The sequence below is a fragment of the Pseudonocardia sp. N23 genome (genome assembly GCF_002583555.1).
Taxonomy (GTDB): domain Bacteria; phylum Actinomycetota; class Actinomycetes; order Mycobacteriales; family Pseudonocardiaceae; genus Pseudonocardia.
The window spans coordinates 285,519-304,535 of sequence record NZ_BEGX01000052.1; the positions used below are offsets into that span (position 1 = coordinate 285,519).

Consider the following 19,017-nt stretch of genomic DNA (forward strand, 5'->3'; position numbering starts at 1 on the left):
TGATGCCCATCACGTTCGAGAACGTCGCCATCGCCGTCCGCGATCTCGAGGAGACGATCGCCTTCTTCACCGACCTCGGGCTGACCGTTCTCGGTCGCGACACGGTCAGCGGGGAGTGGACCGACACCGCCGTCGGGCTCGACGGCAACCACGCCAAGATCGCCATGCTGCAGACCCCGGACGGCAAGGGCCGCATCGAGCTCTTCGAGTACATCCATCCCGACGCGATCGAGACGAGCCCGACCCTGCCCAACGAGATCGGGATGCACCGCATCGCGTTCTCGGTCGACGACATCGAGGAGTCCCTGGCGATCGCGGCACGGCACGGCTGCCACCCGTTGCGCGGTGTCGCGACGTACGGGGACGTCTACAAGCTCACCTACGTCCGCGGCCCGAGCGGCATCATCGTGATGCTCGCCGAAGAGCTGAACAAGGGCTGACCACAGGTCGACGATCCGCTGCCGGTCGCCCGCCCCGCACGGGCGACCACAGTGGACGGCCGGCGGGCCTACATCTCCTCGACCGCCGTCAGCCGTCCCACGTCCGGGATCTGGGCCCGGGAGATGACGAGCAGCGCCTCGGCGGTGCCGTCCTCGGCACGGTACATGTGGGGGCCGTCGGCGGTGAAGCGGATGTAGTCGCCCGCGTGCAGGGTGACGGGGTCGGCGGTGGGCCCGGCGAGGATGGTGCCGGAGAGCACGTAGAGGCTCTCGACGGCGTTGGCCTCGTGCCCGTCGTCGGAGTAGCCCTCCTCGCTGATGATCGCGACGAAGACGTAGACGAGGTCGGCCCCGTACATCGTGCCGAGCGGCCGGATCCGCAGCGTGCCGAGCGGGTGCCACTCGGCGTCGGCCATGCGGCGCACGGTGGTGGCGACGCCGCTGGTGGCGTCGGTGAGCAGGTCGGTGATGGTCACGCCGAGGGCGGTGGCGAGCGCCTGCAGGGTGTCGACTGTCGGATTGGCCTTCCCCAGCTCGATCGAGAGCACGGTGGCCTTGGAGATCCCGGCCTTGCGGGCGAGCTCGGAGGCCGACATCTTGCGCTCGATCCGCAGGCCGCCGACGTTGCGGCCGACGACGGCGTTCGCGCTGGACATGACGTCCATCGTCGCAGGTCCGCGACGCCGTCGAGCCGCGGGCCCGCCGTGGGCGGAACCGGTGCGGCCTTGCCGAGTCGACGTCACGATGGTTACTGTACCGACCGCACGATCAGTAAAACGACCACCCGGAGGACTCGACGATGAGCGACGACCGAAGCGGCCCCGAGACGAGCTGGTTCCCGGTACCGCGGGTGTCCGACCTGCCGTCGCCCCTGCAGTCGTTGTGCGGCAAGGCCGAGGAGCAGCTCGGTTTCGTCCCGAACGTCTTCCGCGGCTACTCGCACCGCCCTGAACGGTTCTCCGCGTGGTTCGCGCACTACTCACAACTGCACGTCCCGACCGACAACCTCTCGGCGGCCGACCGCGAGATGATCGCGGTCGTGGTGTCGGCGATCCACAGCTGCACCTACTGCCTGACCTCGCACCTGTACGCGCTGCGGGAGGAGCTCGGTGACGTCGTCAAGGCCGATCTGATCATGCACAACTGGCGCCACGCCGGTCTCGACGAGCGCGAGCTGGCGATCTGCCGCTACGCGGACAAGCTCACCCGGGAGCCGGCGACGATCTCCCGCGAGGACCTGGAGACACTGGCGAAGGTCGGCCTGACCGAGGACGAGGTCTGGGACGTCGCCGAGCTGACGGCGATGTACTCGTTCACGAACCGGCTCGCGCTGGCGATGGGCTTCGTCCCGAACACCGAGTACCACCACCTGGCCCGCGCGACCCCGGCGGACGCCGCGGGCGCGGTCGCGGGCTGACGGCCGGGAGGCACAGCATGCAGTCGCAGGCAGCGGTCCTCTTCTCCGCACCCGGCAAGTTCGAGATGACGACGATCGAGCTCGACTCCCCGCGCCAGGACGAGCTCGTGGTGAAGATGGTCGCGTCCGGCATCTGCCATTCCGACGATCACATCGCGGTCGGCGACCTCGAGGTCAACCTGCCGATGGCGGGCGGTCACGAGGGCGCGGGGATCGTCGTCGAGGTCGGCCCGAACACGCGCGGCTACGAGGTCGGTGACCACGTCGTGCTGGCGTGGATCCCGTCGTGCGGCCGGTGCCGCTGGTGCGCACAGGGCAAGCAGAACCTGTGCGACCTCGGTGCACAGACCCTGGCCGGTGCCCGCGCCGACGATCCGGACAGCTACCGGTTGCGGCTCGACGGCGAGAACCTCGCGCAGGCCGCGGGCGTGGCGAGCTTCTCCGAGTACACCCTGGTGTCGACGAGCTCCGCGATCCGCATCCCGAAGCACCTCCCGCTGGACGCGGCGTGCCTGGCGGCGTGCAGCGTCGGTACGGGGTGGGGCTCGGCGGTGAAGGTCGGCAAGGTCTCCGCCGGTCAGGTCGCGATCGTGATGGGCGTGGGTGGTGTCGGCATCCACGCCGTCCAGGGCGCGGCGATGGCGGGCGCGGCACACGTGCTGGCCGTCGACCCCGTCGAGCTCAAGCGGACCGCCGCGCTCGGCGCCGGCGCCACCGCGGCGTACGCCGACATCGTCGAGGCCACCGAGGCCGCGAAGGACCTGACGAACGGGCAGGGCGCCGACGTCGCGATCGTGTGCGTCGGGGTCACGACCCCCGACCACATCGCGGCGGCGTTCGCGGCGATCCGCAAGGGCGGCACGACGGTCGTGACGGGCCTGGGCAAGGGCTCGACCGTGGGTATCCCGGTGTCGCCGATCGAGCTGGCCCTGTTCGAGAAGAAGCTGGTCGGGTCGCTGTACGGATCGTGCGTGCCGACCTGGGACATCCCGATGCTGCTGGACCTCTACGACCAGGGCCGTCTCAAGATCGACGAGTTCATCACCCGCCGCTACCCGCTGGAGCGGGTCAACGACGGCTTCGCGGGCATGCACGCCGGCGAGAGCGTGAAGGCGATCGTCGAGTTCACCTGACGGACGCAGCGGAGTACCCGACACACGTACGGCGAACGACCGGAACCGACGACAACGGAGTTGATCATGACCGAGACCGCAGTGCGCGCCACCGAGCGCATCTCCCGCCTGGGCATCGCCGACGAGGACAACCTGCCCCCGCGGGTGGCCGCCCTCTACAAGAACTTCGAGGGCGCTCCCGGCGGCGTGCCGAACTGGATCAAGGCCCTCGCCGTCCACCCGGATGTGCTGCGCCGGTTCCTCGGCTACTACGAGGCACTGTTCACCCCGACCAACGGCACGATCCCGATGCTGGAGCGCGAGATGATCGCCGCGGTCGTCTCCGGCATCAACGGCTGCACCTACTGCACGATGCACCACACCGGCGGCATGGCGGGGCACCTGGGCAGCAGCGAGCGCGCCCAGCGCATCGCGCACAACTACCGCGAGGTCCAGCTGTCCGACCGCGAGCGCGCGATCTGTGACTTCTCGGTCAAGGTCACCGAGGCACCGGACCGCATGCACGACAGCGACTTCGAGGAGCTGCGCACCGCCGGCCTCACCGACGAGGAGATCTTCGAGGTCCTGGAGGTCGCGGCGTTCTTCTCGTTCTCCAACCGGCTGGCGACGCCGCTGGCGATCCTGCCCGACTCGGCGCTCTACGACTTCCAGCGTTCCTGAGCCCGCACCGACGTCGACAAGGACTGCGATGACCACTCACGGAACACCGACCGCCCACGAGCTGGGCGCTGCGATCTACGACACGGCCGCCTCGTTCATGCTGGCCCCGCCGACGGCGGCGAAGGCCACCGAGCTGGGCTTCCCCGACCCGCTGCAGCTCTACATCGCGGGGCGGCTCGGGGTCCTCGGCGACACCACGCCCGAGGTCGCGGCGGCGGCGCACGGGTTCCTCTCGCCCGCGGCGGCGGCGCAGGCGTGGCCGGGCGTCGCCAAGGTGTGCAGCCGCGAGACCGCGACGCGTGTCTTCGCCGAGGCCTGCGCGGAGTACGGCGAGGACAAGCTGGCGTCGCTGCCCGAGGACGAGGCCTCCCGGCTGGCGGACCTCGCGGAGAAGATCGTCGACGATGCGCCCGCGACGGCCCTGTTCGCCGCGTGGCGGGCGCACCCACGCCCGTCGAGCCCCCGGGCCCGCGCCGCGCACCAGCTGAACCTGCTGCGCGAGTGGCGCGGCGGCGTCCACGTGGCGGCGGTGTCGGCGGCGGGGCTGCGGCCGCTGGAGGCGATCATGTCCGACGGCGGCGAGTTCTACGCCGGAGCGTTCGGCTGGGCGAAGCCGTGGCCGGCGGAGGGATCGCAGTCCGAGGAGATGGCCGCGATCCATGCGCGCGTCGACGAGGCGTGCGGCCGCGTCATCGGCGAGGTCCTCACCGCGGACGAGGCGCAGGAGCTGGTCACGTTGGCGCGCAAGGCCTGCGCCCTGCTGCCCTGAGGTCGCGATGCAGATGAACATCGGTGCCTGGCCCGGCGCTCAGGCCCACCGGAACCCGCACCGCACCGCGCTCGTCGACGGGGACAGCGGCGCCCGCACGACCTACCGGGAGCTCGACGACCGGGTCCTGCGGGTCGCCGCAGCGCTACGCGGGGCCGGGGTGGGCCGGGGCGACCGGATCGCGCTGCTGTCGACCAACCATCCGGACATGCTCGTCGTCATCTTCGCGGTGGCCGCGGTGGGCGGGGTGTGCGTGCCCGCGAACTTCCGGCTCACCGCCGAGGAGATCGCGTTCGTGTTCGACGACGCGGGGGCGTCGCTGCTCGTCGTGTCCGCCGACCTGGTGGGCTCCGGGCGCGACGTGGCCGAGCGCGTCGCGGCGATCGGCCGGACCGTCGTGCTCGGCGGCGAGCCCGCCGCGCCCGACTCGCTCGACACCTTCGTCAACGGAGTGACGCCGCTCGCCGAGCCGGAGCCCGCGACGGCCGACGACCTCGTGTTGATCATGTACACGTCCGGGACGACGGGCCGGCCCAAGGGCGCCATGCTGACCCACGGCAACATCACGTGGAACGCGGTGAACATGCTGTCGGCGGGCGAGGGCCTGCTGTGCAGCGACGTCACGCTCTCGGTGGCGCCGCTGTTCCACATCGGGGCGCTCGGCATCTTCACGTTCCCGCTGCTGTACCTGGGCGGGACCGTCGTCACCGTCTCGAGGTTCGACCCTGCGCAGACCGCGGCGCTGATGGCCCGCGAGCGCGTCACCGTGCAGTTCCTCGTCCCCGCGATGTGGACGATGCTCATGCGCTGCGACGACCTCGACCGTGTCGACGACGCCCGGGTCCGCTGGGTGCTGTCCGGCGGGGCACCGTGCCCGTTGCCGGTGATCCGCTTCTTCGCCGACCGCGGCTGGGCGTTCCTGGAGGGTTTCGGGCTCACCGAGACCAGCCCGACGTGCACGGTCATGGACGCGGCCGCGCTGCCCGACAAGGCGGGATCGGTGGGTCGGGCGCTGCGTCACGTCGACTGCCGGATCGTCGCCGACGACGGCACCCCCGTCCCCGACGGCACCCCCGGCGAGCTGACCGTGTGCGGCCCCAACGTCTTCGCCGGCTACTGGAGGCTGCCGGAGGCGTCGGCGGAGGTACTCGTCGACGGCTGGTTCCACACCGGCGACGTCGCCGTCCGCGACGCCGAGGGCTACGTGACGATCGTCGACCGCAAGAAGGACATGGTGATCACGGGCGGCGAGAACGTGTACCCGGTGGAGGTCGAGCGGGTCCTCACACAGATGCCGGGCGTCGCCGACGCCGCGGTCATCGGGGTGCCCGACGAGAAGTGGGGCGAGCGCGTCACCGCTGTGGTCGTGCCCGCGCCCGGGTCCGGCCTCGGCGCCGACGACGTCGTCGCGTACTGCCGGGAGCGGCTCGCCGGCTACAAGTGCCCGCGCGCGGTCGAGATCGTCGACGAGATCCCCCGCAACGCCACCGGCAAGATCCTCAAGAGGACCCTGCGCGGCCGGTACGGGTCCGAGGCGTCGGTCAGCCGCTGAGCGCGCGCACGACCCGCGACGGCGAGGGCCGGCCCAGCGCCGCCGCCATCCACACGCTGGTGTCGACCAGTCTTCCCAGGTCGGCGCCGTGCGCGATGCCCAGTCCGTCGAGCATCCAGACGAGGTCCTCGGTGGCGAGGTTGCCGGTCGCGGACTCCGCGTACGGGCAGCCGCCGAGCCCGCCCGCGCTGGCGTCGACCGTGGTCACCCCGCGCCGGAGGGCCGCGAGCGTGTTGGACAGCGCCTGGCCGTAGGTGTCGTGGAAGTGCACCGCCAGGGTGTCGACGCCGACACCGGCCGCGGCGCAGGCGTCGATCACCGCGTCGACGTGCCCGGGGGTGCCGGTGCCGATCGTGTCGCCCAGCGACAGCTGCCCGCAGCCCATCTCGACCAGGCGCCGCCCGACCCCGGCGACCTGTGCGGGGTCGACCGTGCCCTCCCACGGGTCGCCGAACGCCATGCTGACGTAGCCGCGCACCCGCAGGCCCTCGGCGCGCGCCCGTGCGACGACGGGGGCGAACATGGAGAACTGCTCGTCGAGGGTGCGGTTGAGGTTCTTGCCCGCGAACGTCTCCGTGGCGCTCGCGAAGATCGCGACGTGCTCCACCCCGGCCTCGAGCGCGCGGTCGAGACCGCGCTCGTTGGGGACCAGGACCGGGTAGTCGACGTCCGCGCGGCGGTCGAGGCGTTCCAGCAGGTCGGCGGCGTCGGCGAGCTGCGGCACCCATTTCGGGTGCACGAAGCTGGTGGTCTCCAACGTCGTCAGGCCGGCATCGGCGAGGCGTTCGACGAACTCCGCCTTCACCTCGACGGGCACGATCCCCGACTCGTTCTGCAGCCCGTCGCGCGGCCCGACCTCGTAGATCGTCACCCGCGACGGCAACCCGTCGGCGGGGACGAGCTGCGGCAACCCGTTCACGCTCACCAGCGGTCCCCGTCCCGGCGTTCGTCGTAGCGGTCGTAGGAGCGGCGCTCGCGGCGCTCGTCGACCTCGGCCATCTGCGAGTAGAGCAGCGAGTGGACCGACTCGACGCCCGGCACGTCGTCGAACTCCAGCGGCTCGTCGGACGCCGACTCGATCACCAGCGTGCCACAACCCAGCATCCGCTCGACGATCGTGTGCCGGAACTGCACGGAGTTGATGCGCCCCATGGGGATGTCGATGCCCTGGCGCGACAGCACGCCCTCGCGGACCAGCACCCGGCGGCTGGTGACGACGAAGTGCGTCGTCCGCCAGCGGATCAGCGGGACGAGGGTGAACCAGGCGACGACCACGACCGCCACGACGGCGATCACGATCCAGGCGACGGGCGCCCAGCTCAGATTGCGCGCCAACGCCGCCAGGTAGGCCGCGAGGCCGACCGTCACCAGGAAGACGAGCACCGGCAGCGCCAGCATCTTCGGGTGCGGATGCTTGTGGACGAGGACCTCCTCGTCCTCGACGAGGAGCTCGTCGGGGTAGGCCATCGGGCCAATCTAACGGTGCCGGGGTCTCCTACCGGTCAGGTGACGGGCCTCAGGTGCACCACGTCGCCCGCCGCCACCGGCCGTCGCGCCCCGGCTGCGCCCAGGACCAGCAGCCGGCCGTGCGCGTCGACGTCCTCGGCCATCCCGATGATCGCGTCGCCGCCCGGCAGCTCGACGCGCACCTGCGCGCCCAGGCTCAGGCAGCCCGACCGGTAGTCCGACCGCAGGCCGACGGCCTCGGCGTCGCCCCGAGCATCGCGCCAGCGCAACTCCCGCTCGGCGAGCCTGCGCAGCAGTGCGACCAACAGCTCCGCCCGGTCGATCCCGGCGGCACCCTCCTCGGCCAGCGACGTCGCCCCCGCGGGCAGCTGCGGGATCGTGGCGTTCACGTTGAGCCCGATGCCGAGTACGACCCCCGGCCCGCCCCCGGTCACCGCGGTCATCTCCGCGAGGATGCCGGCCGCCTTGCGACCTTCCGAGCCGAGCAGCAGGTCGTTGGGCCACTTCAGCCCGGACGGCGCCGCGCACACCTCGCGGACCGTGTCGAGCAGCGCGAGGCCCGCGAGCATCGGCAGCCAGCCGAAGCGGTCGGCCGGGACGCCCTCCGGACGCCACAGCACGCTCACCGTGAGCCCGGCCCCGGGCGGCGACTCCCAGCTGCGGGCCAGCCGGCCGCGCCCGGACGTCTGCCGTTCCGCGACGAGGACCGATCGGTCCGGCGCGCCCGCCGCCGCGGCAACCAGCAGGTCGGCGTTGGTCGACCCGGTCTCGGCGACCAGCTCGACCCTGTTCCACGGCCCGACCGGAGCCACGAGGGCTGGACGCAGCACGTCGATGTCGAGCGGTGCGGCCTGCCTGGTCATGGGCGGACGCTAACCGCTCACCGACGGCCTGCCGCCACGCCGCGAGCGGGCACGCGACGGACGGTGCGCCCCCGTCGCCGAACATGCGCGCGACCCGGCCCGACGTGCGACCGGCGTGACGGAGACCGCTCCCCGACACCCACCTGACGGGGGAATCGTCGGGTTAGGCTCCGAGCCCATGAGCGCCGCGAGCGAACCGACGGGGGTTGCGCCGCACGCCGAGGTCGGCGACGAGGCCCCCGATAACGACATCGACATCCACACCACGGCCGGCAAGCTGGCCGACCTGCACCGACGTTACGACGAGGCCGTGCACGCGGGTGCGGAGGCCGCGGCCGAACGCCAGCACGCGAAGGGCCGCCAGACCGCCCGGGAGCGCATCGAGCAGCTGCTCGACCCCGGGTCGTTCGTCGAGCTCGACGCCCTGGTCCGGCACCGCTCCACGAACTTCGGGATGCAGGACAAGCGACCGTTCGGCGACGGTGTCGTCACGGGCACCGGCACGATCGACGGCCGGCCGGTCGCCGTGTTCAGCCAGGACGCCACGGTGTTCGGCGGCTCGCTCGGCGAGGTCTACGGCGAGAAGATCGTCAAGGTCATGGACGTCGCGGCCAAGGTCGGCTGCCCTGTCATCGGCATCAACGACGGCGGCGGCGCGCGCATCCAGGAGGGTGTCGTCGCGCTCGGCCTCTACGGCGAGATCTTCCTGCGAAACGTCCGCAGCTCCGGGGTCATCCCGCAGATCTCGCTGATCCTCGGCCCGTCGGCCGGTGGCGCGGTGTACTCCCCCGCGCTGACCGACTTCGTCGTCATGGCCGACGAGACCAGCCACATGTTCATCACCGGCCCCGACGTCATCAAGACCGTCACCGGTGAGGACGTGGACATGGAGGAGCTCGGCGGCGGCCGGGCCCACAACACCCGTTCCGGCGTGGCCCACTACCTCGCCGACGACGAGGCCGACGCCCTGTCCTACGTGCGGGACCTGCTGAGCTACCTGCCGTCGAACAACCTGTCCGAGCCACCGTCGTTCGCCGCGCCCGAGCCCGTGGCCGGCTCCATCGAGGACTCGGTCACCGACACCGACCGCGAGCTCGACACGCTGGTCCCCGACTCCCCCAACACCCCCTACGACATCCGCGAGGTCATCTCCCGGGTCGTGGACGAGGGCGAGTTCCTCGAGGTCCAGGAGCTGTTCGCGGCCAACATCGTGTGCGGCTTCGCCCGCATCGAGGGCAACAGCGTCGGCATCGTGGCCAACCAGCCCACCCAGTTCGCGGGCTGCCTCGACATCCACGCCTCCGAGAAGGCCGCCCGCTTCGTCCGCACCTGCGACGCGTTCAACGTGCCCGTGGTGACCTTCGTCGACGTACCCGGTTTCCTCCCCGGCACCGAGCAGGAGTGGAACGGCATCATCCGCCGCGGCGCGAAGCTGATCTACGCCTACGCCGAGGCGACCGTCCCCAAGGTCACGGTCATCACGCGCAAGGCCTACGGCGGCGCCTACGACGTCATGGGCTCCAAGCACCTGGGTGCCGACGTCAACATCGCGTGGCCGACGGCCCAGATCGCCGTCACCGGGGCCTCCGGGGCGGTGGGCATCCTGTACCGCAAGCAGCTCAAGGGCCTGGAGGGCGACGAGCTCGCCGTCAGGCGCGCGGAGCTGCAGACCGAGTACGAGGACACCCTCGCCAACCCCTACATCGCCGCCGACCGCGGGTACATCGACGCCGTCGTCCCGCCCTCGCACACCCGCGGCTACGTGGGCCGGGCGCTGCGGATGCTCTCCACCAAGCGTGGAGAGGTCCCGACGCGCAAGCACGGGAACATCCCGCTGTGAGCACGCCCGAAGAGCGTCGGGCCTTGTTCAGGGTGGTCCGCGGCGAGCCGTCCGACGAGGAGGTCGCCGCGCTGACGGCGGTCCTGCTCGCGGCGGCGGCGGCGTCGGCAGGATCGGGCGACGTCCCGCGCCAGCGCGACCGCTGGTCCGACCCCGCCCGCCGGATGCGCGGGACCCTGCGCCCGGGCCCCGGCGCCTGGCGTGGTTCCGCGCTGCCCCGCTGAGGCCCCGACAGGGTCCCGGCGAGGCACGGGCCGCCGGGTCGGCGGCCGGACGTCAGAGGCCGCGCTCCGCCTCGACCCGGCCGTCGGCGACGGCCGTCACCAGCGCCTGGTGGTCACGCTCGTTCTGGTCCGCGTACGACCGGGCGAAGGTGCCGACAGCCCGGTCGAAGGAGTCCCCCGACCCGAGATACGCCGCGATGGCCACGCGGTCGCCCGAACGCGCGTGCGCCTTCGCCAGGGTCCACCCGCACAGCTCGCCGTAGATGCCCATCCCCGTCGCCACCATCGACCCGACCTCGGCCGACCCCTTCCAGTCCCGCAGCTGCCGCAGGTAGAAGTCCCGCTCCCGTCCGTCGAGTCCCCGCACCCGCACCCAGCCGAGGAAGATGTCACCGGCGCTCTGCATCAGGCGTTGGCCGACCACGACCCGCTGGCCGTGGTTCGGCAACGGGCTCGGCGCGAGGAACTCCTGCAGCACGGAGGGGCCTGCCTCCTTCGCCTGCAGAACCAACGGATCGCGCAGGTCGTCGCCGATGAGCAGCATCATGTACGCGCGCGTCCCGACACTGCCGACGCCGACGACCTTGCGGGCGATGTCCACGAGTCGGTACTGGTCGAACAGCGCCTGGCGTTCCGGGCCGAGACTCGACCGGTACGAGGCCAGGACACCGCGTAGTTCCTCCTCCACACCGCCCTCGTAGATGTCGTCCCCGACGAGATCACGTAGGGGCGTGACCAGCGGAGGGTCCGCGACGAACCGCGGCGCGCCGTCGTGGACGCCGACGAAGCGGTCGAGCGCGCCCAGGTTGTCCTTCGTGTACGCCTTCGCGACCGTGCGGGCGATGTTCTTGCGGTGCCGACGTTCGAGCCGTGGCGCCAGGCGCGTCCGCTCGGCCTCGATGTCGGCGGTCGCGTACCAGACGTCCAGCGTGGGCATCTCCGCGAACTCGCGCATCGCCCGCCGGTAGCCGGCGACCGACGACTCGACGATCTCGCGTCGTGCGTCCCGCGGGTACCCGTTGTCCCGACCTGCGATCTCCAGGCTCGCCGCCAGCCGCTTCACGTCCCACTCCCACGGCCCGGCAAGGGTCTCGTCGAAGTCGTTGATGTCGAACACCAGACGACGTTCCGGGCTGCCGAACAGGCCGAAGTTGGCCAGGTGCGCGTCGCCGCAGGCCTGCACGACGAGGCCGGTCCGGGGCGTGTCGGCGAGGTCGGCCGCCATGGGCAGCGCAGCCCCCCGGAAGTAGGTGAAGGCGGACACCGCCATCCGGCCGTAGCGGACCGGGAGCAGCTCCGGGACGCGCATCGCGTCCTGTCGTCGCAGGAGGGTCAGCGGGTCCGGCCCGTCGGGGCGTCGGCTGAACCCGGAGTGGTCGGCGCGCCTGGCGACGTGTCGGGCGGCCCTGCCCCGTGCCACCCGCTCCTCTCGGCCAGGACGCGGCGGCGTCTCGGTGGTCGGCGGGGTTCGGCGGCGCCGGGTCGCGGAGCGTGGGGGCATCGAAGTCCTTCCGTTCGGTTCGGCCCCGGTCCGGCTCACCTCGAGGTCCGACACCGGGCCGCTCCGTTCGACGATGTGCGGACATGTCGTGCCGAGCGTCCGCACCTACGCGCACCGTGGCATCACCCGGTGAGGGCGATCGGGCGGTACCGCCGGGCGCGACGTTGCGAGCTCGCCCGCCACGGGTGACGCCGCGGCGCCGTCCCCCGACGATGGTTGCGCCGACAGCGGAGGCCGTGGCCCGCGTGAGGCGTGCGGCACGGGAGAGGACTCGTCGCATGGCTGCAGGAGTGCTCCGCAGGCAGGAGCCGGTGCCGGGCCGCGGGACGCGGACACCCGCCGGGCCGCGTCTCGACCCGTTCGCGCCGCAGTGACCGCCGCGTCGCACTCCCCGCAGGAAGGAGCGGACCCCCGTCCCCCGTGGCACGAGCGCGTCGGCCGGCGTTGGTCCGAGGAGGGCGAGCTCTCCCATGCCATCCACGGCATCGTGGTCGGGTCCGCGGTGATGATGGCCGCGAGCCTGCACGGGACCCTCGGTCAGGTCGTCGTCAGCGTCGCCGCCACCCTGCTCGTCTACTGGGCGACCGAGCGCTACGCCGACCTCCTCGCGGCCGGCGCGCGAGGGAAGGGGCTCGACCGGCGCCGTGTCGTGACGGCGCTCGGGCGGGGATGGCCGATGCTGCAGTCCTCCTACGCCCCCGTGGTCGTGCTGCTCGTCGCGTCCGCGCTGGGCGCGGAGCTCCGGTCGGCGGTGCTGACGGCGCTGGGCCTGTCCACCGTCATGCTCGCCGGCCTCGGGTACGACGCCGCCCGCCGACGCGCCCTCGCCCCGGCACGCGCACTCGGCTGGGCCGGGCTGAGCGCGCTGCTCGGTGTCGCGGTGATCGCCCTCAAACTCGTCCTGCACTGAGTCCCGCATCGTCCTGCACCGGGTCCCACCGGGTCCCGCTGGGGGTTCCGCCCCGCCCCTGCGCCGGGGCCGGCCCGCTCAGGGGACCGGGAGCACCGACACGACCGTGATGCCCAGCGCGTGGAACTGGGCGATGATGCCGTGCAGATGCGACTCGTCCAGCACCTCGCCGTCGATCACCACCTGCGGCGGTTCCTCGGTGATCCGCATGTCGGAGAACGCTGCCCGCGCCTCGTCCGTCAGCCGACCGTCGACCCGGAACTCGTAGCGCCTCGTTCCCATCCGGCCACCTCTCGTCGGTGAGCACGGAGCCTGTTCCCCGGACCTCCGTGCCGGCACCCTGCACCGGCGCCTCCCACGGTGGCATCGCCCGGGCCGGATGAGGTGGGCGACGGCCGGTCCCCGGCGCCGGTCTCATCCCGGCCGGGTGACGACATGCCCGGTCGGCATCCGCAGGGTGGGGATCTCGTCAGCCGCTCTGGGAGGTACAGGACCATGAACGTTCCGGAGGACGGTCCGGGCGACGCGCCGGCAGCCGCCGCGGCGCCCTCACCGGCACCGTCGACGCTGCGCCGGGTGGCGGCAGCCGGTTCGTTGCTGGCGTTCGCAGCCGCGATCGCGATCGCCGTCTCCGGCTTCCTGCAGGAGCCCGTCCGGTTGGTCGGGGCGCTGCTGCTGCTCCTCGCGAGCCTGACAGCGGGGTGGACGGCATTGGTGCACCGCGGCGCGGTCCGGGTCGTCACGTCCGTCGTCACGGTCGCGGCCCTGGCCGGGCTCGTCGTGCTGCTCGTCTCCGGCTCACCGGTGCGGCTCGCCCTGCTCGTGGTGCTGGTCCTGCTCTCGTTGGCCGCCGCGCGGGTGGCGGTCGGGCACGACATGGCCGACGCGCCGCCGGGGATACGGGAGGTCGGACCGGCGGCCCACGGCGTCCTCGTCATGAACCGCTGGTCCGGTGGTGGGAAGGTCCACCGGTTCGGGCTCGAGGCGCAGGCGCGTCTCCGCGGGGTCACTCCCGTCCTCCTGGAGCGCGGGGACGACCTGCGGGCGCTCGCCGAGGCCGCGGTGGCCGGCGGCGCCGACGTCATCGGGATGGCCGGCGGGGACGGCTCGCAGGCCCTCGTCGCCGACGTGGCGCGACGCCACGACGTGGCCTTCGTGTGCGTACCGGCGGGGACGCGCAACCACTTCGCACTCGACCTCGGTCTCGACCGCGCCGACGTCGCTGCCGCGCTCGACGCCTTCAGCGACGCCGTCGAGCGACGCGTCGACCTGGCGCTGCTCGGCGAGCGGGTCTTCGTCAACAACGCCTCCCTCGGCGTCTACGCCACCGTCGTCCAGTCCGACGCCTACCGCGACGCGAAACTCGCGACCACCGCGCAGGTCCTACCGGACATGCTCGGCCCGGGTGGGCGCCGCTCGCCGCTGCGCTTCACCGGTGGGGACGGCGAACCCGCGTCGCCCGCCGACGTCCTCCTCGTCTCCAACGGCGCCTACCGGCTCGACTCCCTCAACGGGTTCGGGACCCGGGAGCGGATCGATGCGGGTGTCCTCGGTGTCGTCACCGTGACCGTCGACGGGGCGCGCGACCTTCCCGTCCTGCTCGCCGCGGAGAGCAGCGGGAACCTCGGACGCTTCCGCGGCTACCGGTCGTGGACCACGCCGGAGTTCGAGGTCGACTCGTCGGAGGAGCTGATCGACGTCGGCGTCGACGGTGAGGCGCTGCGGCTGCCCCCGCCGCTGCGGTTCCGCTCGCTGCCCGGCGCGCTGCGCGTCCGGATACCGCGGCACGCCCCCGGGCTCGCGCCGGCCGCGGTCGCTCCCCACGGCATCGGGACTGCGGTCCTCGCCCTGTCCCGGGTCCTCGTCGGACGTTCGGCGCGCTGATGTTCGGCGCGCTGACGTCGGGGCCCGCCGGCTCGGGCGCGGTCCCGGCGCGCCGGGCCAGGCAGCGCAGCGGTCAGGCCGGTCCGGGCAGCCGCCGGACCGACACGACCTCCAGCCCCATCGCCCTGCACAGCGCCAGGAGGCCGGGGAGATCGGCGACCTCGGCCAGCGCGAGCTCCCCGGAGACGATCGTCTGCCGCGGGACCGCAGTGACGTCGAGGGTGCGGAACGCGCTGCGCACCCGCTCGGACACCGCTCCGTCGATCCGGATCTCGTATCGCGTTGAGACCATCGCGCCCGACTCCTCCGACGTGGACCTGGGGCAGCCGACCCTGCCCCCGGGTGGGCCCGCCGGCATCGCCCGCCGAGGATGAACCGGGCGTCGCGTGATCGCCGTCGCCCGCCACCCGGTGGAGCGGACGTCAGACACGCGTGGCGTCCCTGTGCCGGGCCACGACCCAGATCACCGCGACGCAGACGAGCATGATCAGAACGGCGCCGACGGGGAAGGTGATCAGGCGCCCCGACGCGAGGGCCGCCGGCCCGTCGGCGACGTTCCACACGCCGAGCACGACCAGCAGGACGGCGACCGCGACGACCGCCGCGGACCAGCGGTTCCTGCGCTCCCCGGGTGCTGTGCTCATCCGCCTGCCCGACGTCCGCCCGGGCTCTGCCCGGCAGCGCCGGTCACGACGCCGCGTCCCGGTCGTACACGCACAGTGCCCAGATCACGACGATGTCCAGTGCGATCACGAGGAGCGACCACACCGGGTAGTACGGGATGAACGCGAAGTTCGCGAGGGCGCTCAGGGTGGCGAGTGCGATGCCGACGGCCCGTCCCCAGAGCCGCCCCGCGAGGACGCCCGCGCCGGCTGCCGTCAGGAGAATCCCGATCAGCAGGTGGACCCATCCCCAGGTCGTCAGGTCGAAGGTGAACACGTACTCGCGGGCCGCGACGTACACCTCGTTGCGGAAGAGCGCGACGATCCCCTCCACCGCACCGAAGACCCCGATGATGATCATGAGGATGCCGGCGAACCTGCTGGCCCCGACGACCCAGCCGGCGGGGTGGGCCGGACGGTGTGGAGCCGCGGGGGCGCCGGCATCACGCGTCGGCTGCTGGGATGACGACATCCGGACCTCCTGGACGAGACGGCACGTGCGCTGCGCAGGATGGTGTCGCCCGGGCCTCGTCGTCCCCTCATCCGTGGCGGGTGAGCCGGCGGGCGGCGGCGGGAGCCGGGACGTGGCGCCGGCCTCCTTCGAACAGCGGTGTCCGGTACCGACGAATGGCCCTGTCGGGACCCGGTAGGTGCCGAGTTGACTGGATCGGGAGCAGCCGAGGCGCCGGTCACGAACGACCTGTCGGTCCCAGTCACTCAGCACGACCGCGGCCCGCGCACCATCTGCCCTCGACTCGAGGGGAGGACGCAGGTGCATCCCGACGCCGGGCCTGCGTGCGCGGACACGACCGAGGGGCCGGGATGACGGCCGTCCCTGCACGCATCCCGACAGCGGACCGCGCCCCCGCGGTCGACCGTGCCCCCGCGGTGGACCCGGCCGATCCCCGCTTCGCCGTCCCGGTCGTGACGAACGTGGCCGTCCGGCCACGTCTGCACGATCGGATGTCGGCGGCGAACTCGGCACCGTGCACGTTGATCTCGGCACCCGCAGGGTGGGGCAAGACCGTCCTCGCGGGCTCGTGGCTCGTCGGCACGACGGGCGACAGGATCGCGTGGATCGCACTCGATCCGGCGGACGACGACCTGCGCCGCTTCTGGTCCTCCGTCGTCCACGCGCTGTTGCCACACCTCGACGCGGGGGCTGCGGTGACGCTGCGCGCGACCGGCGGTGACGACGACCTGGAACGGATGCCCGGCCAGATCGCCAGGGCTCTCGCCCTGCACGAGGGCACCGTCATCCTCGTGCTCGACAACCTGCACGAGATCGCCGAGCCGGCGGTGCACGAGAGCCTGCTCCGGCTGGTCCGTCGGCCGCCGGCGGGTCTACGACTGGTCGTGACGACGCGCCGGGACCCGCCGTGGCCCCTGAACCAGCTCCGCCTCGCCGGCCTGCTCCTCGAGCTGCGCACCTCGGACCTGGCGTTCCGCCGCGACGAGGCGGGCGCGCTGCTCGCCGGGCTCGGTGTCCACCTCGACCCGGCCGACCTGGAACGGCTGGTCACCCGGACCGACGGCTGGGCCGCCGGCCTGCGGCTGGCCGCCGTCGAGCTGCAGCGCTCGAGGAACCCTGCCGACGTCGTTGCGGAGTTCTCCGGGAACGACCATTCGATGGCGTCCTACCTCCTGGAGGACGTCCTCGGGGGGCTCGCCCCCGAGCTGCTCGGGTTCCTCGTACGCGTCAGCATCCTCGACGTGGTCTGCGCCGAGCTGGCCGATGCGATCACCGGCCGCAGGGACGGTGCCGTCACCCTGGCCGAGCTGGCCGCCGAGAACCTCTTCGTACAGGCGGTCGGCGGCGGGCGGTGGTACCGGCTGCACCGGCTCATCGCGGACGTCCTGCGGCCGCGGCTCGTCCGGCCCAGGACGGTGCGGGAGCTCCATCGCCGGGCGGCCGTCTGGTACCTGCAGCAGGGGATGCCCTACGAGGCCATCCGGTACGCGCTGCGCGGGCGGCTGTGGCCGTTCGCCGCGGAGATGCTCGGGGTTCACGTCCTCTCCCTCGGGGTCCGGGGCGGTTTCAGGGACATCGACGTGCTCCTGACATCGGCCCCGCGTGCCGTGCTGCTCAGCCATCCGGAGCTCGCAGCCGCCCTCGCCACCACGCGGATCCTGCAGGGTTCACCGGCCGAGCTCGGGGTGCTGACCGCTGCCACCCGCGCGGGCCTCGACAGTCTCTCCGCGCCCCGGGCGAGGCGACTGCGCGTCGTCCTGGACCTCATGGAGATCGGGAACGGCCGGGCCGACGGCGATCTCGCGCGGGTCGCAGCCGCGTGCCGTCGCGTGCCGGGCGACCCCACCACCCTCGCCGGCCTCGGGCTCGCCGGCTGGGACGTGATACCGATGCTGGTGCTGGGCAATGCGGGGACGGCCGAGTTCTGGACCGGCGACCTGGTCGGCGCCGAGGAGCACCTGCGGGCCGCCGTTGACGTCGACCGGGCCGGCGGCATGCTCCGCCCCCGGCTCAACGCCGCGGCCCATCTCGCCCTGCTCCACTGCGAACACGGGGAGCTGGACGTGGCGGCCACGCAGGCGCAGGCGGTGGTCGACCAGGCGGCGGCGACCGGTTGGACGGTCTCGGCCCAGGTCGTGGCCGCGTACCTGGCGCTGGCTCAGCTGGCGTTGGACCGTGACGACCCGCAGGGCGCGGACAGCTGGCTGGTCCGCGTCGCCGAGGTCGAGGCGCTGGTACCCGAGCCTCATGTCCAGCTCGCCGCAGCGGTGCTCGGTGCGCTGCGGCGCGCCGACTCCGGCGACCTCCCCGGAGCACTGTCCGGCCTCAGGCTGGCCGTCGCCTCCGCGGGTGTGCACGTGCCCGCCCCACTCACGGACCGGGCGTCGCAGGTCGAGGCCGCGCTGCTGTGCCGGACAGGTCACCTGGCGACGGCGCGGCAGGTGCTGGCGGGGCTGCGGGGTGGCGTCACCGCGTGCTCGGCGAGGGCTGCCGCCCGCGTCGCGTTGTCCGCGAAGGACCACGTCGCCGCGGGCGAGTCGCTCGCGTCGGTCCCGGGCGACGGGGGGACGGTGCGCGGCCAGGTGGAGGGTGCCCTCCTGCGCAGTGCCGTCGCGGCGCCCTCCGACGGGGCCGCCGCGCTCGCGCAGCTCGACCTGGCCCTGCGGATCGCGGCGCCGCTGGGGTTCCGCCGCCCGTTCCTCGACCTGGCGACCGAGCTGCGGCCCCTGCTCGGTGAGCGGATCGAAGCCGGAACCGCCTCCGCGGGTTTCGCCGAGGACCTGCTCCTGCGGATGTCGGATCGGGTCCTCGAACCGAGGCCCGCACGAGGCGTCACTCTGACCGACCGGGAGCAGCTCGTCCTGCGCTATCTCTCGGGAACGCTGTCCAACGCCGAGATGGCCGCGGAGATGTACCTGTCGGTCAACACGATCAAGACGCACCAGCGGATGATCTACCGCAAACTCGGCGCGGCCGGGCGGCGCGATGCCGTCCGGCGGGCGAAGCGGTCAGGGCTCCTGTGAGCGTGTCCCCTTCATTCCGTGAGGATGACCCGCACTCACCCCCGGTGGCGACAGGATGTATGCCCTCGCGGACTCCCCGGAGGGGACGCGCGTACCGCCGGACCGACCGCCTGCCCGGCAATTCCTGCATTCCGGAAACAATTCCGACCCCCGTTTCGCGCCGCAGCGGTCCCGCATATCGGCTTCACCATTCGCCGGTC

The 19,017-nt window shown here is 72.7% G+C and carries 20 protein-coding genes; 11 read left to right on the top strand and 9 right to left on the bottom strand.

Going from position 1 to position 19,017, the window contains the following annotated elements:
- The first annotated feature begins 2 nt into the window (after positions 1-2).
- Complete coding sequence (locus TOK_RS14865) at positions 3-440, top strand: VOC family protein (RefSeq protein ID WP_098958433.1); 438 nt, start codon at positions 3-5, stop codon at positions 438-440.
- A gap of 68 nt (positions 441-508) precedes the next feature.
- On the opposite strand, the gene TOK_RS14870 is transcribed toward TOK_RS14865, so the two are convergent.
- Positions 509-1,096, bottom strand: a complete 588-nt coding sequence (locus TOK_RS14870; protein ID WP_172457575.1) for a helix-turn-helix domain-containing protein — start codon at positions 1,094-1,096, stop codon at positions 509-511.
- A gap of 143 nt (positions 1,097-1,239) precedes the next feature.
- Here TOK_RS14870 and TOK_RS14875 point away from each other — a divergent pair, with 143 nt between their 5' ends.
- The 5 genes from TOK_RS14875 (at position 1,240) to TOK_RS14895 (ending at position 5,971) form a co-directional block, all read left to right on the top strand.
- A complete protein-coding gene (locus TOK_RS14875) occupies positions 1,240-1,857 on the top strand; it encodes a peroxidase-related enzyme (protein ID WP_098958435.1) in 618 nt (205 codons plus the stop codon).
- Positions 1,858-1,874: 17 nt separating this feature from the next.
- Positions 1,875-2,990 carry an NDMA-dependent alcohol dehydrogenase gene (locus tag TOK_RS14880; RefSeq protein WP_098958436.1) on the top strand — a complete coding sequence of 372 codons (1,116 nt, stop codon included), beginning with the start codon at positions 1,875-1,877 and terminating at the stop codon, positions 2,988-2,990.
- 66 nt (positions 2,991-3,056) lie between these two features.
- On the top strand, positions 3,057-3,650 hold the full coding sequence (locus TOK_RS14885; RefSeq protein ID WP_098958437.1) for a peroxidase-related enzyme: 594 nt from the start codon (positions 3,057-3,059) through the stop codon (positions 3,648-3,650).
- Between the two features lie 28 nt (positions 3,651-3,678).
- Positions 3,679-4,419 carry a hypothetical protein gene (locus TOK_RS14890; RefSeq protein WP_098958438.1) on the top strand — a complete coding sequence of 247 codons (741 nt, stop codon included), beginning with the start codon at positions 3,679-3,681 and terminating at the stop codon, positions 4,417-4,419.
- A gap of 7 nt (positions 4,420-4,426) precedes the next feature.
- The gene (locus TOK_RS14895) at positions 4,427-5,971 is read left to right on the top strand and encodes a long-chain fatty acid--CoA ligase (protein ID WP_098958439.1); all 1,545 of its coding nucleotides are present in this window, start codon (positions 4,427-4,429) and stop codon (positions 5,969-5,971) included.
- Here TOK_RS14895 and TOK_RS14900 read toward each other — a convergent pair.
- The 3 genes from TOK_RS14900 to TOK_RS14910 are packed head-to-tail and all read right to left on the bottom strand — an operon-like array spanning position 5,961 to position 8,301.
- Positions 5,961-6,896: a hydroxymethylglutaryl-CoA lyase gene (locus TOK_RS14900; protein ID WP_098958440.1), complete on the bottom strand. Its 936-nt coding sequence runs from the start codon at positions 6,894-6,896 to the stop codon at positions 5,961-5,963. The two genes, TOK_RS14895 and TOK_RS14900, sit on opposite strands and share 11 nt — an antisense overlap.
- The gene (locus TOK_RS14905) at positions 6,893-7,438 is read right to left on the bottom strand and encodes a PH domain-containing protein (protein ID WP_098958441.1); all 546 of its coding nucleotides are present in this window, start codon (positions 7,436-7,438) and stop codon (positions 6,893-6,895) included. Before TOK_RS14905 ends, TOK_RS14900 begins: the two co-directional genes overlap by 4 nt.
- Before the next feature lie 35 nt (positions 7,439-7,473).
- Positions 7,474-8,301, bottom strand: a complete 828-nt coding sequence (locus tag TOK_RS14910; protein ID WP_098958442.1) for a biotin--[acetyl-CoA-carboxylase] ligase — start codon at positions 8,299-8,301, stop codon at positions 7,474-7,476.
- A 178-nt stretch (positions 8,302-8,479) separates the two neighbouring features.
- On the opposite strand from TOK_RS14910, the gene TOK_RS14915 reads away from it, so the two are divergent.
- Complete coding sequence (locus TOK_RS14915; RefSeq protein ID WP_172457576.1) at positions 8,480-10,141, top strand: acyl-CoA carboxylase subunit beta; 1,662 nt, start codon at positions 8,480-8,482, stop codon at positions 10,139-10,141.
- A complete protein-coding gene (locus TOK_RS14920) occupies positions 10,138-10,365 on the top strand; it encodes an acyl-CoA carboxylase subunit epsilon (protein ID WP_098958443.1) in 228 nt (75 codons plus the stop codon). Before TOK_RS14915 ends, TOK_RS14920 begins: the two co-directional genes overlap by 4 nt.
- A 52-nt stretch (positions 10,366-10,417) precedes the next feature.
- Here the strand turns inward: TOK_RS14920 and TOK_RS14925 are convergent, their stop codons facing one another.
- Positions 10,418-11,785, bottom strand: a complete 1,368-nt coding sequence (locus tag TOK_RS14925; protein ID WP_253258391.1) for a DUF2252 domain-containing protein — start codon at positions 11,783-11,785, stop codon at positions 10,418-10,420.
- Positions 11,786-12,353: 568 nt separating this feature from the next.
- Between TOK_RS14925 and TOK_RS14935 the strand changes: the two genes are divergently transcribed.
- Positions 12,354-12,776, top strand: a complete 423-nt coding sequence (locus TOK_RS14935; RefSeq protein WP_141566404.1) for a hypothetical protein — start codon at positions 12,354-12,356, stop codon at positions 12,774-12,776.
- Between the two features lie 78 nt (positions 12,777-12,854).
- Here the strand turns inward: TOK_RS14935 and TOK_RS14940 are convergent, their stop codons facing one another.
- The gene (locus tag TOK_RS14940) at positions 12,855-13,058 is read right to left on the bottom strand and encodes a hypothetical protein (protein ID WP_098958447.1); all 204 of its coding nucleotides are present in this window, start codon (positions 13,056-13,058) and stop codon (positions 12,855-12,857) included.
- A 213-nt stretch (positions 13,059-13,271) separates the two neighbouring features.
- Between TOK_RS14940 and TOK_RS14945 the strand changes: the two genes are divergently transcribed.
- Positions 13,272-14,660, top strand: a complete 1,389-nt coding sequence (locus TOK_RS14945; protein ID WP_098958448.1) for a diacylglycerol kinase family protein — start codon at positions 13,272-13,274, stop codon at positions 14,658-14,660.
- 73 nt (positions 14,661-14,733) lie between these two features.
- Here the strand turns inward: TOK_RS14945 and TOK_RS14950 are convergent, their stop codons facing one another.
- The 3 genes from TOK_RS14950 to TOK_RS14960 form a co-directional block, all read right to left on the bottom strand.
- Positions 14,734-14,952 carry a hypothetical protein gene (locus tag TOK_RS14950; protein ID WP_098958449.1) on the bottom strand — a complete coding sequence of 73 codons (219 nt, stop codon included), beginning with the start codon at positions 14,950-14,952 and terminating at the stop codon, positions 14,734-14,736.
- A 130-nt stretch (positions 14,953-15,082) separates the two neighbouring features.
- Positions 15,083-15,304, bottom strand: coding sequence for a hypothetical protein (locus TOK_RS14955; RefSeq protein ID WP_098958450.1), 222 nt, complete (start codon positions 15,302-15,304; stop codon positions 15,083-15,085).
- A 43-nt stretch (positions 15,305-15,347) separates the two neighbouring features.
- The gene (locus TOK_RS14960) at positions 15,348-15,794 is read right to left on the bottom strand and encodes a hypothetical protein (protein ID WP_098958451.1); all 447 of its coding nucleotides are present in this window, start codon (positions 15,792-15,794) and stop codon (positions 15,348-15,350) included.
- A 350-nt stretch (positions 15,795-16,144) separates the two neighbouring features.
- Between TOK_RS14960 and TOK_RS14965 the strand changes: the two genes are divergently transcribed.
- Positions 16,145-18,817 (top strand): LuxR C-terminal-related transcriptional regulator, encoded by a 2,673-nt coding sequence (locus TOK_RS14965; protein ID WP_098958452.1) that lies wholly within the window; start codon positions 16,145-16,147, stop codon positions 18,815-18,817.
- Positions 18,818-19,017: the final 200 nt, after the last annotated feature.